12 protein-coding genes are annotated in these 13,382 nt (G+C 59.6%); 3 read left to right on the top strand and 9 right to left on the bottom strand.

The genetic code is table 11. From position 1 onward, the window contains the following. Positions 1–4: 4 nt before the first annotated feature. Positions 5–1,174 carry a glycosyltransferase family protein gene (locus AC0L18_RS03595; RefSeq protein ID WP_473490638.1) on the bottom strand — a complete coding sequence of 390 codons (1,170 nt, stop codon included), beginning with the start codon at positions 1,172–1,174 and terminating at the stop codon, positions 5–7. 191 nt (positions 1,175–1,365) lie between these two features. Between AC0L18_RS03595 and AC0L18_RS03600 the strand changes: the two genes are divergently transcribed. Both AC0L18_RS03600 and AC0L18_RS03605 read left to right on the top strand, forming a co-directional pair. Next, on the top strand, positions 1,366–2,862 hold the full coding sequence (locus AC0L18_RS03600; RefSeq protein WP_473490639.1) for a lipopolysaccharide biosynthesis protein: 1,497 nt from the start codon (positions 1,366–1,368) through the stop codon (positions 2,860–2,862). Between the two features lie 39 nt (positions 2,863–2,901). Continuing rightward, a complete protein-coding gene (locus tag AC0L18_RS03605; RefSeq protein ID WP_473490640.1) occupies positions 2,902–3,924 on the top strand; it encodes a phosphoribosyltransferase in 1,023 nt (340 codons plus the stop codon). A gap of 105 nt (positions 3,925–4,029) precedes the next feature. Here the strand turns inward: AC0L18_RS03605 and AC0L18_RS03610 are convergent, their stop codons facing one another. The 8 genes from AC0L18_RS03610 to AC0L18_RS03645 form a co-directional block, all read right to left on the bottom strand. Next, on the bottom strand, positions 4,030–5,109 hold the full coding sequence (locus AC0L18_RS03610; protein WP_023796741.1) for a glycosyltransferase: 1,080 nt from the start codon (positions 5,107–5,109) through the stop codon (positions 4,030–4,032). 80 nt (positions 5,110–5,189) lie between these two features. Then, positions 5,190–5,639 carry a hypothetical protein gene (locus AC0L18_RS03615; RefSeq protein ID WP_023796742.1) on the bottom strand — a complete coding sequence of 150 codons (450 nt, stop codon included), beginning with the start codon at positions 5,637–5,639 and terminating at the stop codon, positions 5,190–5,192. Then, positions 5,636–7,096 carry a GMC oxidoreductase gene (locus tag AC0L18_RS03620; RefSeq protein ID WP_473490641.1) on the bottom strand — a complete coding sequence of 487 codons (1,461 nt, stop codon included), beginning with the start codon at positions 7,094–7,096 and terminating at the stop codon, positions 5,636–5,638. Before AC0L18_RS03620 ends, AC0L18_RS03615 begins: the two co-directional genes overlap by 4 nt. A gap of 90 nt (positions 7,097–7,186) precedes the next feature. Further along, entirely contained in the window at positions 7,187–8,518 is a 1,332-nt protein-coding gene (locus AC0L18_RS03625) for a UDP-glucose dehydrogenase family protein (RefSeq protein ID WP_473490642.1), read from the bottom strand. A gap of 60 nt (positions 8,519–8,578) precedes the next feature. Next, positions 8,579–9,448, bottom strand: coding sequence for an endo-1,3-1,4-beta-glycanase ExoK (gene exoK, locus AC0L18_RS03630; protein ID WP_473490643.1), 870 nt, complete (start codon positions 9,446–9,448; stop codon positions 8,579–8,581). 130 nt (positions 9,449–9,578) lie between these two features. Beyond that, positions 9,579–9,977 carry a hypothetical protein gene (locus AC0L18_RS03635; RefSeq protein ID WP_292404917.1) on the bottom strand — a complete coding sequence of 133 codons (399 nt, stop codon included), beginning with the start codon at positions 9,975–9,977 and terminating at the stop codon, positions 9,579–9,581. Positions 9,978–10,243: 266 nt separating this feature from the next. Further along, positions 10,244–11,257: a glycosyltransferase family 2 protein gene (locus AC0L18_RS03640; RefSeq protein ID WP_473490644.1), complete on the bottom strand. Its 1,014-nt coding sequence runs from the start codon at positions 11,255–11,257 to the stop codon at positions 10,244–10,246. A 439-nt stretch (positions 11,258–11,696) separates the two neighbouring features. Continuing rightward, positions 11,697–12,017: an exopolysaccharide production repressor exox gene (locus AC0L18_RS03645; RefSeq protein ID WP_473490645.1), complete on the bottom strand. Its 321-nt coding sequence runs from the start codon at positions 12,015–12,017 to the stop codon at positions 11,697–11,699. Positions 12,018–12,573: 556 nt separating this feature from the next. Between AC0L18_RS03645 and AC0L18_RS03650 the strand changes: the two genes are divergently transcribed. Further along, positions 12,574–13,248, top strand: a complete 675-nt coding sequence (locus AC0L18_RS03650; protein WP_473490646.1) for a sugar transferase — start codon at positions 12,574–12,576, stop codon at positions 13,246–13,248. Positions 13,249–13,382 lie beyond the last annotated feature (134 nt).

Consider the following 13,382-nt stretch of genomic DNA (forward strand, 5'->3'; position numbering starts at 1 on the left):
CATCCTAAGCCAGTGCCTCGGCAGCATATGAACCGGGCGCGACCGTCAACCCGCGAAGCTTCTCGACGAGCGCCCGGCAATCGCTGCGATCGTGGCTCCAGGTTCGCGGATTGCGGGCAAGAACACGCGCCCGCAATTTCCCGAAACGATGCTCCTCCAACTCGCCCAAGGCAGCCTCGAGTGCCTCGGGAGTGGCTTGAGGCAAGAGAACACCGATTCCCTGCTGGTCGAGGAACCGGCCGGTTTCGGTGTGGCCCATCGAGATCGGCACGGCGCCGAAGCGGCAGCCCTCGTAGAGGCGGTTGGGCAGCAGCCATTCAGAATTCAGCCCTTGCTCGAAAAAATCGATGGCCCAGGAAAAATGAACCTCACGGTAGATCGTCGCCATATCTTCGGGATTCCGATAGGGTCCGCCAAACGAGAGCCAGGGCTCAGATTCGACGAAACCGTGGAAATCCGGAAATTCGGAAAGCGCCGGACGGCCCCTGAGGATGATTTCGAAGCGGCCCTCGTGTCGCCGGGAAAATTCGGCCAGCAGTTCCAGGGAGCGGCGGCATCGGAGCGCGCCGAACCAGCCGATCCGCCAAGGCGGAGGGACGGGCTCCGCCGCCGTGCGATCATTCAGCGAAACCGCGGCAGGCTCGAAATATTTGTTTTCGAGCAGTTCGACCGGCGCGGCAATCTGCCCGAACGGCTTGAAATAGTTTGCGATGAAGGCCGGCGAACTGGTGACCAGCAGCTTTACATCCCTGGCCAGATAGCGCTCCGCGCCGCGCATCGCCTTGCCCAGAAAATCGTCGCGAAGCATCAGGCGATGGATGTCGAGACACTCATAGACGATCGGCACGGTTGCCTGGAATGCCGATTTGGCACGCCGGGCAAGCGCGAGCATTTCCAGATTGCGCGCGATGATGAGGTCGGGTCTGGGCATCGAACCGAGTTTCGACCCGATCGAAACCGCCGCCTTGGTGACCGCTGCCAGCCGCTGGGCGAATCGCCCATCGCGCGTTGCGCCAAGATCGATCGGATGCAAGCCCTCGACCTCGGCGATCGGGCTTGCTGACCGGCGAAAGCCTGCCAGTGTGACCTGGGCGCCGCCCGCCTTGAGCATTATGATCCGCCGGCGCACTGCCGGATCGGAGACGTCGTGCACCAAGTACAAGACATGCAGCATGAAAAACTCGACCGCTGTTGGCCCACCCGAAAGAATCCTAGTACAGCTCGTGCTGCATCGCAACATTTTTGGTGCAGCGTAGCAAAAATCAATGTTTTTTGTTGCGCTGCAATATTATTGCCGTAGTTTGATGGTGGCATCGGGCATGGGTCGGGACTCCGGGACCGGCACGAAAATCAGGGACCCTTAATTTGCAAGCCAATGCATTCGACCCGCCAGAGGGCTCTCTCCGCAGATCGGTCGGACGCGGCGCTATCATTACGGCTTTGGCGCAATCGGTGCGGGTTGCGACGCAGATCGTCTCCGTCATCGTGCTGTCGCGCCTGCTCTCGCCGCAGGACTTCGGCGTCGTGGCGATGTGCGCGCCTGTGCTGGCGTTCATCGCGCTGTTCCAGGATTTCGGCCTGACCCAGGCGACGGTTCAGAAAAGCGGAATCAAGCATGAAGAGGTCAATTACCTCTTCTGGGTCAATGTCGCGGTTAGCGCATTGCTCGCCTGCGTGCTTGCCGGCGCGGCGCCTCTGGTCGCCGCCTTCTATGGCGAACCGCGGGTGTCTGGTCTGGTGGCAGCACTCGGGTTGCAGATCATAGCCTATGGGCTGGGCGCCCAGCATCTGGCGCTGTTGACACGCCGAATGCAGTTCGCCCGCTTGGCCATCATCGACGTCGCAAGTGGCATTGCCGGCCTTGCCGTATCGATCGCCTGGACTTTCATCGACCGTTCCTACTGGGCGCTTTTTGCCGGCACCCTGACAGCAGCCGTACTGCCCACGCTTTGCTACTGGGCAAACTCGCGATGGCGCCCCAGCCTGCCGCGCAAGGTCAACGGCATTAGCGAGCTGATCAATTTCGGCGCCGGCATCACCGGGTTCAACTTCGCCAACTTCTTTGCCCGAAATCTCGACAATGTGCTGATCGGAAAATACTGGGGCGAAGCGCAGCTTGGACTCTATGACCGCGCCTACAAGCTGCTTCTGTTTCCGTTGAGCCAGATCACCAATCCGCTGTCGAAGGTCATGGTGCCGGCTCTTTCCAGGCTGAAGGACGAGCCGGATCGCTACCGCAGCGCTTATCTTCGCGTCATGCCGCTGATATTGCTGGTCGCACTTCCGGGTGTCGCCTTCGCCATCGCCATGGCCGACGTGCTGATACCGTTCGTGCTCGGCGAGCAGTGGCGGCAGAGTTCCAGCATCTTCCTGGCGCTCGGTTTTGCCGGTCTGCTGCAGCCGCTCAACAACCCGGCGGGATGGCTTTTCATCAGCCAGGGCCGCTCGGGCGATTTCATGCGCTGGGGCATCATAACAGCTTTGACGTCGGTGCTGGCCTTCCTGATCGGCCTGCCCTATGGCGCGCTGGGCGTGGCGATCGCCTATGCGGTGAGCGAGTATCTCAGAACGCCTTTTCTGTGGCTGTATATCGGAAAGACCGGGCCGCTGCGGGCAAGCCATATGCTTCGCGCGGCAACGCCCTTCGTGCTTGGCGCGCATCTGGCGCTTGCCGCGATCTGGTTCGCCAAGCCGTTGCTGCCGCAACAGCACATCTTCGCGATGGCGAGCGCCGTGGCGCTGTCCTACATGATCACGGTCATGACCGCGCTGGCGTTTGCTTCCGGCCGCGAGGCGTTGCGGGAGGCCCTAAAACTGCTGCCGGCGCGGGCGCCTAAGGCCGCACCAAGCGAGGCGAAGTAACTTTGCACGGACATCCATACGAGGACCAGGTCTGATCCCATGCACTACCGATCGATCTCCGACATGAATGATGCGATTGTCAGAAACCTTCACCGGTTGCCGCGCGACATCGACCTGGTGGTCGGGGTCCCGCGAAGCGGCATTCTCGCCGCCACCCTGCTCAGCCTGACGGCGAACATTCCGATGACCGACCTGGACAGTTTCCTGGCCGGAAAGATCTATACTTCGGGCGTCACCAAACGGCGCGCCGCGCTCGACCGCCAGGCGACCGATATGCGCAAGGTCCTGGTGATCGACGACAGCGTCAGCGGCGGCGCTGCCATGAGAGAGGCGCGCAGCCGGGTAGGGGCTGCCGGCATCAAGGCGGACTTCACCTTTGCCGCGGTGTTCGGCCTGCTGTCCCAACACGAGGAAACCGACATCGTCCTCGAGGTCGTGCCGCATCCAAGGATGTTCCAATGGAACTTCATGCACCACAAATTCCTCGCGCAAAGCTGCGTCGACATTGACGGCGTGCTTTGCCTGGACCCGACCGAAGCAGAGAATGACGACGGCCCCGCCTATGAGAAATTCCTGGGCGAAGCGCTGCCTCTGTTTGGCCCGACCCGCAAGATCGGCTGGCTCGTCACCAGCCGGCTCGAGAAATACCGCACGCTTACCGAAGCATGGCTGGCAAAGCACGGCATAGAATACGACAAGCTGATCATGCTTGACCTGCCGAGCAAGGCTGAACGGCAACGGCTTGGCGTGCATGGCAGTTTCAAAGCCGATTTCTACCGCAAATCCGATGCCATCCTGTTCATCGAAAGCGAGCACCAGCAGGCCCTCAAGATCGCCGAGCTTTCCGGCAAGCCGGTGCTGTGCGTTGAAACGCATCTGGTAATTTATCCTGACACGCTGTCACTTCCGGCACTTGGACAGGCGGCGCGCAACCTTCCGGGCAGGTTAAGGCAGATCAGTTCGCCTGACGGGCGCAAGACGGCAATCAAGACCGTCGCGCGCACGCTGCTTGGCGAACGCGGTTACGAGACGCTCAAAAGCCGGGTCAAACGACCGGCTTGAACCCGGGTTTCGGGACTTAAAGCGCGTCACGCGACAAACCGCTACGCACCCTCGGGTCAGGCCGCCCAGGGTCAGGCCCGAGCGCATGCTTTTGCGCGACATGGGTTAGGCGGCTTGCCGCGAAGGCTGTTGTGTCGCCCTCTCCAGCATCGAGAAGAAGGTCGCGAATTGACCCGCCGGATCGAGTTCCGGGCGCTCGGAGAATGCACGCGCCGCCGCTGAAAGCCGCCCATATTCCAGGCTGTCGGTCCACAGACGCCTGACCACTGCCACCCAGTCGGCGAGTGGGGCATCGTAATCCAGCACCACGCCACCGGAGCCGATCGCTTCGGGCAGGCCGCCACGACGCGAGCCGACGACTGGAATGCCGCTGCAATGGGCTTCCGACGCCACCCGACCCCAGGCCTCTTCCCATTTGCTGGGAGCCAGCAGGATTTTCGTGCGGCCGTAGACCGTCTTCATGTCGTTGGTCCGGCTCTCCAGGGTGACGTTGCCGAGCGGCGCGATCGTCTGCTCGATCCGGGCCCGATGATCATCGTCAAGCTTCCAGCTTTCGACGAACAGGAACGGGATTTCAGAGCAGGCGGCGGCGATGCGCACCGCAAGCTCGAAACCTTTTTCCTCATAGGGGTTGATCAGCGTGACAAACTCGCCTGTCGTCGGCGTGCGGTAGAGCGCGGGATTGATGGTCGGCGGTATAACCGTCGAATCGATATCGAATTTTGCCTTGTAGGTGCGCGCCGTGAACTCGGAATTGGCTATGTAGAGCGCCGAATGCAACTCGCGCAGATCGCCGCCCAATTCGTGGAACTCGACATTCCTGAGATAGACGACCAGCGGCACGCCTTCGGCCTGCAGCGCCTTGCCGATCGGAACCGACTTGTGGCACTGGACCACGGCGACATCCGGCCTCAGCTTTTCGACGGCGAAACCCGCCGCCTCCCAGGGAAACCAGGCGCGCACGACCGGATAGCCCGGAAAGCTGTCGATGACAGCGCGCTGCCTCAAAAGTTTCATCTTGGCGCGCGCCTTGTAGCCGAAGACGCCCTGGCCGAACAGGGCGGCGAGCACCGAAGCCTCATGCCCGTGCTCGCGCAACTGTTCGGCAAGGTGATGGGTGCTGGACTGGACACCGCCGCTGAACTGGGGCGTGTAACCGTTACCGCCTGCAAAAAGCACTTTCATGGTTTCGGCTCCTTGTCGCATTCTCAAGTTTACGGGCAATGACGCGCGGCTTATTTACGGATGCTGGCTTGCGACCCGCTTCAAGCATCCTGCTGCGTCTCCAAATTGGCGAACGGATTGGTACACGGCTGCCATCCGGTGAACCGGACCGGGTCGGCTGGCGAACTGCGCCGGGCGTAGTCGGTCAGCATATGGAACTCGGCAATGACCCAGCGGTCGAAATGCCTCAGGTCCTGTTTTTTCTGTTCGGGCAGAAACCGGCGTGCGGCGCCCAATTTCAGCGCCTCAAGCACAGTGACAGCATCGCCCAGCTTTGTGTTTGGAAATATCCAGGGGTTCCGCTTCTGGAATTCCAGGACGAACTGCTGCAAATGTTCGATGCGCATGTTCAGCCTGCCGAAATATCTTTCGAGTGTGACGCGCACCAGGTCTTCGTCCGAAAGCGAGGAAACGGTGGCGTAGGCGATGCCGGTCGAAGCAACTCCGCCAGCCATGATGGCCAGTGCCGCGCGTCGCGAAACCTTGGTCATCCGGCCATTTCCTTTCCTGCTATCCGGCTCGCCGCCCGCAGGGAGAGGGCTGCCGCCGTCAGGCTCGGGTTGGCGCAGGAACAGCTTGGATATGTGCTCGAGCCGACGACAACCAGGTTCCTGAGCTGATGGTGGATCATGTCCCGATCGACCACCGAATCCGCCGGGCTCGAGCCCATCCGCAACGTGCCCTGGACATGCGACTCGGTGCGCCGGATGCCGCGATCGAAGATCTCTTCGACCGGCAGCGGCGCCAGAAGCGCCGCCAATTTCTCCTTTGCCCGCGCCATGCCCTTGACCGCATAGTCGGATGCTCCCGCGAAACTGACGAAGGCGTTTTCATCCTCGTCGAGAATCACGAGATTTTCCGGGTCGAGCAGGTCTTCGGTAACAATGATGATGGGAAGCGTCTGACGGACACGTCCCTTTTCAGGGCGCATCCCGTGCTGCCAGCGGTTTTCGAAATAGACCAGCGCCGCCGCATGGTCCGATCTGTGAGCGCCGTCATAAAGGCCGAAATTCAAGCCGGTGGTGATGGTGCTTCCGTCGAAATTGTCGACACCGTCGAGATAGGCTTCGAAATTCCATCCGTAGGATTCGTGCAGGCCGCGCCCGACGAATTCGCCCGACAGGCCGGACCGCAACATGATCGCCGGGCTCTGGATGGCATTGGCGCCCAGTATGAAAAGATCGCCGCTGACCGAATATTCCTTGCCCTCATGCACGAATGCGACCGAACGGACCGAACCGCCGATATGGTCGAGCCGGCGCACTTCAGCGCCAAGGCAGACCGAAACGTCGGGATGCTCGAAGAGGTGCATCAGGCCATTGTTGGCGGTGAATTTGGCATCGACCGGGCATAATCCGCATCGCAAGTTGGCGCAGCAAGAAGACCGTTGCGCGGTCGGCACGCGCGCGCGGGCTGTCGGCATGACAAAATGCTGGTCCGGCTGCGCCGCTTTCATCATCCGGTCCGGCGTCGACATGTGATGCGGTGGCTGGGGAAATGGCCTGGAACGCGGCATCATCGCCGCCATGTCGGGGTCGCCTGAAATCGACATGACGTCCTCTGCATCGCAGTAAAACGGCTCGAGCTCGTCATAGCTGATCGGCCAGTCGTTACCGACGCCATAGAGGCTTTTCAGCCTGAAGTCGTTCGGGTGAAAGCGCGGCGTCTGGGCGAACCAGCAATTCGTTCCGCCACCCAATCCGATGGTGTAATTCCACGGCTTGTCAGAGTTGGTCTTGTAGGTGGTCTTGTCCTCGATGTCGGTGTTGACGTTCTGCTCGAGCTGCCATTCATGCGTGTTGTGCCCGCCCCATTCCAGAACCAGAATGCGTGCCTTTCGCTGCTTGGCGAACGCATGCAGGAAGAAGGCCGAACCGAAACCGGAACCGACTGCGACAAGATCGAAATGCTCGTTGGCGATCTGTTCCGGCCTGATGCCCAGCACCATCAGAGAAGACCCCTTGTTGACACGAGCGCGTTCATCGAAGCCTTCGCGATCGTCCTTGATGTCCTAGCCACCGGCCTGTCCCGCCTGATCTCACGCCGCCATCCTGCCGATCGAGTGATATTCGATGCCGTAGCGAGCGATGACCTTGGGGTCGTAGAGGTTTCGACCATCGAAGATGATCGGCGTGGACAGCGCATTCTTGATCGCGTCGAACGACGGTGCCTTAAAATTCTTCCACTCGGTGGCGATCATGAGCGCATCGGCGCCACGCAGCGCTGCCTCCTTGGTCCCGCACAACAGCAGATCCTCGCGCAGTCCGTAGACGGCCTGGCATTCCTGCATCGCCTCGGGATCGTAAGCCTGCACTTTGGCGCCGGCCTTCCACAGCGCTTCCATCAAGACCCGAGCCGGCGCCTCACGCATGTCGTCGGTATTGGGCTTGAACGCCAGGCCCCACAGCGCAAAAGTCTTGCCCTTCAGATTGCCGTTGAAACAGCGGTTCACCTTGTCGAACAGGACCGATTTCTGTTCGTTGTTGCGTTCCTCGACGGCGCGCAGCAGCTTGGCATCGAATTTGACGCCTTCGGCGGTCTTGATCAGGGCGCGCACATCCTTGGGGAAGCACGAGCCGCCGTAACCGAGGCCCGGATAGATGAAGTGGTAGCCAATGCGCGGATCGCTGCCGATGCCCTTGCGGACCTCCTCGATGTCGGCGCCGAGTTCCTCGGCCAGATTGGCCATTTCGTTCATGAAGCTGATCTTGGTTGCCAGCATGCAATTGGCCGCGTATTTGGTGAACTCGGCGCTGCGCACATCCATCACGATCATCTTCTCGTGGTTGCGGTTGAATGGAGCGTAAAGCTCACGCATCACCGCCTCGGTGTCCTCGCTGCCGGTGCCGACGATAATGCGGTCGGGCTTCATGCAGTCGGCCACCGCGGAGCCTTCCTTGAGGAATTCCGGATTGGAGGCGACGTCGAAAGTCAGATCCTCGCGGCCCCGCGCCTTCAGCGTCGCGGCGATCCTGGCCTTTATCTTTTCGCAGGTGCCGACCGGCACGGTCGACTTGCCGACGACGATCTTGGGCGCGGCCATCTCCCGGCCGATGGCCTCGGCAACGGCCAGCACATATTTGAGATCGGCCGAACCATCCTCGCCCGGAGGCGTGCCGACAGCGATCATCTGGATCTGGCCATGCTTGACGGCGGCCGCGGCGTCGGTGGTGAACTTGATGCGGCCGGCCGCATGGTTCTCCTTGACGAGGTTTTCGAGCCCGGGCTCGAAAATCGGGATGAGGCCCTGATTGAGCCGCTCCACCTTTTTCGCGTCGATGTCGACGCATACTACCTGATGGCCGACTTCGGCGAGCACCGCCGCCTGCACCAGACCGACATAGCCGATTCCAAAGACCGTCAAATTCATTTGATTTCATTCCTGTTCAAGACTTCGGAGCGCTTCGGCCCGGCCGGTTCAGATTGGTCTTTACTTAATGCTGCATGCTAGCGATTCCGGAAATTGGCATGGCTGGCCGAGCGCCGTGAATGCGACGCGATCCACTTGCAAGGTAAGCTTGCGACCCGGATCCGAAAACGGCCCCAGCCATTCCTTCATCGTGTCGCTGCCCCACAGGCTAAAAAATATCTTTTGCGCATGGCTGGGCAGCTTTGCCGGATCGGTGATCGTGTTGACCAGCTCGCCATTGACGTACCAGCGCAGCCGGTCCTTCTCCCAGACGAAGGCGTAATCGTTAAAAGCCTTGTCGGTGCCGCCAGCTACATCCACCACTTTCTCGTTATTGCCCTTGCCGGCGATGTAGGCGTTGACCTGCACTTTGGAGGTGTCCTTGGTCAGCACCTCGAAGTCGATTTCATCCCACGGCTGCTTATCGGTGGGGCCGATGTAGGTGAAGAAGGAGGCGTTGATGCCAGGGCCTGAATCGGTTTTCATCCGCGCCTCATAGGTGCCATAGCCGAAGCGCTGCTTGGATTGGACCTCGCCGCAGGCAAAATCGCGATCCTTCAGCTTCTGCTTTTCGAAACCGAGCGTCAGCATGCCATTGGAAAGCTTGACCTGTTTTTTGGACCAGATGCAGTTCTGATACTTGCCGTTCGCCCAGCCGTCGGCAATGTACCAACGCGCCCGGTCGAAGCTGTTGAAATCATCGACGAACGATGGCGCAGTCGGGATGTCCTGCGAACGGGAAGGGGTCGGGCCGGCAACCAGGCAGCCGAGTGCGACCAGCAGAAACGCACCGCCCGAATATAGCAGCCTCAGTTTCCCTTGCCTCATCAACTGCGTGAACGGCCGGTCGCCGGTTGCTGGGGTGGACGTGCTTTTCGAATCCGCGTTCATACCAAACTCACCTTGTGCTGTGCGCCCCGCAACCCAAAGTCGATGTTCAAAACCATGACGAAACGAGATGATCTTGACCTTCTGCCGCTAGCTTCCCCGGTTGCCTGCTTCACCCAGGATCTTTGAAATTTCACCCCGTGTCGGCGGCCGGGTTGGCGAAATCAGCCTTGGTGGTCGAGCTAGGCTGGGCGCTTTCGTCGAAGATGGCATCCAGCGAATGCCGGAGACCCTTCATCAATTCGTTCTGGCGGGCGAGCGCCGCGATGCGCCGCTCGTAATTCAGGATCGACTTCGTCAGTTCGCTGACCTCGGAGGATCTGCTGGAGGAGGCCGCGCCATTTTCCATCGCCTCGACCAGGAAGGCGGCGTTGGTGGCCTTTGTCCGGTAGCGATTCTCAAGCCCGTTTTTCTCCGCCTCGATCTCGGCTGCGATCTGGTCAAGCAGCTTTGCCAGGCGGTCAAGGCGCGAGATATCGGTCTGCCTGTCTCGAGCCGGATCCCTTGATCTGAAGCCAAATATCGAGGCCATGCGCTCAGTTTCCTGTCATAGCCGGCCTAAGCTGTCCCTTGTGCCCGGCCGGGCCAAAAAAGTTCTTGTCGCATCGTCCAACTCCTCTGACAGGCGGACATTTTCGGCCGATTCAAACAGCCAATCAGAATTGCTGCACCGCAACATACATGCCATTCCCAAAGCGAGTAGGCAACCACCTAGTGCGGCGAATCGGAAATTCGCATCGCTTTGAGGCAGGGTAAGGACCTGTTGACATGATCGGTGTGGCGCGCCGGCGGACCAGCTCAAGCCTCGCCGACCGGGCTGGTTGCGGCCATGAGAAAGCGCCGCGACGGCACAGGCTGTTTCGAGCCAAAGCCGGCGCGGCGAAACAGCGCATCCAACTTGTCGGCGGCCACGCCGCGAACGATGGGAATGAGATTGGATTGGCTGGCCAGGGCGTAGGCCGCAGCCGCTGTCAGCCCTCTCTCGTTCTTCACGTCGAGGAAGTTTCGCAACCGATATTTGTCGCGTACCTGCCGTTCGTGCTTTCTGAGCACGGCCTTGGAGCCTTCCGGCAAACTGTCGATCGCAAGCAGCGCCAGATCCGCGTCGGCCAGACGCTTAAGATCCTGCGTCTTGTGCTGGCCGCTCAGCGAATCCGCGCGAACGATCGCGCCGTAGCCGCAGGACCTGATGACCTTGAACCGCGCCCCGCAAGCAACCGCGCGCGCGTAAAGTTCATAGTCTTCGCCCAGCCGCAGGTTTTCGTCATAGCGCAGCCCATGCCGGTCCAGAAAAGCGCGGCTGATCACCGGCTTGAGGAAACCCAACTCACCTCTCTGCACACGACGACTGGAGATGTTGCCTTCGATGAAGCGCTCGAAATCGAGAAATTCCGGATCGGCCGAAAACCGCGGAGCGGTGATTTTCGAAACGTCGGTCGCCGCATCGTCCCTGATCATCATGATGTTGTCGGCAGCGAAATCCCAATCGGCGCTGGCGAACAACTCGCGAAATCTGCCCTCGAGAAAAAAATCGTCGGCGTCCAGAATGCTGATGAACGGCGATTTGGAGCTGGCGATCGCGGCGTTGCGGGCGGAGGAAGGACCGCCGTTGACGTCGAGCCGGATGACGGAAAGCCTGTCGCTGCCATCGTCGGCCGCCCGAGCGACTTTCGCGGTATCGTCAGTGGAGGCGTCATCGACGACGACGACTTCGGCCACCTCCGGCTCGCGCAAGGCCGATGCTATGGCAACCGCAATTGTCCGCGCCGCGTTGCGGGCGGCGATGATCACGCAGACTTCCGGTTCTGTCATCAATTCGCCTCTCGACTGCACAGGTAGCTCCGATTCCTCGCCCTTCCCCGTTTGAATGTCCAATGCAGCTCTCGTTCTCAACGACTGTCGTCTGTTTGAAAAAGCGTCAGCGGCGCTTATGCTGCAGGTGCGAAGCAAAGCATCGTCAAAATCATTCGTCCCGTCCAGTCTTTCCTTTCCGTGTCGCATCGGCGCAATCTATGGGCGATGAAATGCCAGCGGATAGACGGGCCGCTTCGCACACCGTCGCTGCCCATTCTGGATGGAGCCGTCAGCGCACTCGAATCGCTGATCATCAGGTCGATCGCCAGAGTTTAGGTAATATCAGGGGCTGAATCAGAGGATCCGAGGCTGCAGGAAAAATCCGCAAGTCGGTTGCCCAGGATGTTGTCGGGCGAGCAGTCCGCCAGGGACCTGGCCGACGCACCCTGCCGTCAGGTCAGTGGAGGCTTCTCCTGGCACTGAACTTCTCGCCATCGGCCGCTTCGGTCGAACTCAGCTTTCGTTCGGCGTCGCGAATCTTATCAACCGACGTCGAGGTATTTCTGGCAACCATGACGAATACGAGCAGAAAGTAGCCCAGTTGAATGACAATGGCGCAGGTTATGGCGCGAAAAAGCGTTGTGCCTAGCGAAGCGCCTTCGAGATAAGACCAGGCGACCACGATCGCCAGCGCGAAGATCATGCCAATAATGAATTTTGGTAGCGACATACCCGACAGCCCGTCAACCTGCTCGGGCAAAAATCGATGATTGACCACCCCGAGCCTCCCCTTCGCCATGCGAGCTTGTTGAGGCCACCCGCTTTTTTAGCCGGTTGCTTCCGGCCTTCCCACGCTTTCCATACTCTGACAGAAACAATTTGCAACTCTATTAAGGTTGCAATAGCGGGCAAGGCCAACCGCAAATTATTTTGGATAAGTTCCGGGGGATCGAGTCTGCCATGTTGCGATGCACACCCCGGTATCACGACCAATCAGCCGGTTTGGACTCACTTCAGTAAGAGCCACAATATTAATCAGTAGTTTACTTTAAGAGCGGTCTATATTTTACAAAGCAACAGCACGATATTTCTCAACCACACTGCGCAAAGAGCGATACGCCCAAAATCAGCCTCAAAAAGGCACTAAATTTTTCAAGGTTGCCCATAATTTGTCATGAATGTGCCATAAACGGCCAAAATTTGCGCAGGATCGGTTCATTATTTAATCAATGCATGACGTGATTATTTCAGGCGCTCAAGGAATTGTGTGTTGCGATGCAGCATTTTTTTGATATCGTGCGGCAAACCATCCGTTCAACGTATGGAGTTTACGCATGAGGGACGTAGCCAAGCCGGCCGACGCGGATTTTCCGCAGGCCGGTATCGACTTTCCACCAATCGGCGGCCTGCTTAAACGCAGCTTCGATATCGCCGGTTCACTGATTGGCCTGGTTGCTCTCAGTCCGCTGTTTGTAATGGTCGCGCTGCTTGTCAAGTTCTCCGACGGCGGGCCGATTTTCTACGGTCACAGCCGGATCGGGCGGGGAGGACGGATTTTCCCGTGCCTCAAGTTTCGCACTATGGTACAGAATGGTGAACAGGTGCTGGCGGCATACCTTGCCGCCAACCCGGAAGCCAAGGCCGAATGGATAGCCACCCGCAAGCTCAAGAACGATCCACGCGTCACGCGTGTCGGGGCCGTGCTGAGGAAGCTCAGCCTCGATGAACTGCCGCAGATCATCAACATCCTCCAGGGTGACATGAGCCTTGTCGGTCCTCGCCCGGTGGTGCGCGACGAACTCGAAATCTATGGCAGTTCGGCCGTCTATTACCTGAAATCGCGCCCTGGCCTGACCGGGCTCTGGCAGGTCAGCGGCCGCAATGACGTTTCCTATGACAGCCGCGTCGCATTCGATCGCCACTATGTCGAGAACTGGTCGCTGTTCGAGGACATTCGCATCATCATCAAGACCGTGCCTGCCGTCTGGATGTCGCGAGGCTGCTATTGACCGGCCGGCAGCCGGTTGTATGCGGAGGAGTGACTGTCCAGACGCCAAGCATTCTGCAGCAAGCTTCATCGGACCGGGCTAAAGCGAATCGGAAAACGTACAGTTGAAAACAGACATCTTCGGAATCTCCTGGG

The organism is Mesorhizobium sp. WSM4819 (assembly GCF_055811215.1).

Excerpts from the sequence above, each read along its gene's own strand:
- AC0L18_RS03595 (WP_473490638.1), bottom strand. The coding sequence starts at position 1,174 with ATGCTGCATGTCTTGTACTTGGTGCACGACGTCTCCGATCCGGCAGTG.
- AC0L18_RS03605 (WP_473490640.1), top strand. The coding sequence starts at position 2,902 with ATGCACTACCGATCGATCTCCGACATGAATGATGCGATTGTCAGAAAC.
- AC0L18_RS03610 (WP_023796741.1), bottom strand. The coding sequence starts at position 5,109 with ATGAAAGTGCTTTTTGCAGGCGGTAACGGTTACACGCCCCAGTTCAGC.
- AC0L18_RS03615 (WP_023796742.1), bottom strand. The coding sequence starts at position 5,639 with ATGACCAAGGTTTCGCGACGCGCGGCACTGGCCATCATGGCTGGCGGA.
- AC0L18_RS03620 (WP_473490641.1), bottom strand. The coding sequence starts at position 7,096 with ATGGTGCTGGGCATCAGGCCGGAACAGATCGCCAACGAGCATTTCGAT.
- AC0L18_RS03625 (WP_473490642.1), bottom strand. The coding sequence starts at position 8,518 with ATGAATTTGACGGTCTTTGGAATCGGCTATGTCGGTCTGGTGCAGGCG.
- exoK (WP_473490643.1), bottom strand. The coding sequence starts at position 9,448 with ATGAACGCGGATTCGAAAAGCACGTCCACCCCAGCAACCGGCGACCGG.
- AC0L18_RS03635 (WP_292404917.1), bottom strand. The coding sequence starts at position 9,977 with ATGGCCTCGATATTTGGCTTCAGATCAAGGGATCCGGCTCGAGACAGG.
- AC0L18_RS03640 (WP_473490644.1), bottom strand. The coding sequence starts at position 11,257 with ATGACAGAACCGGAAGTCTGCGTGATCATCGCCGCCCGCAACGCGGCG.
- AC0L18_RS03650 (WP_473490646.1), top strand. The coding sequence starts at position 12,574 with ATGAGGGACGTAGCCAAGCCGGCCGACGCGGATTTTCCGCAGGCCGGT.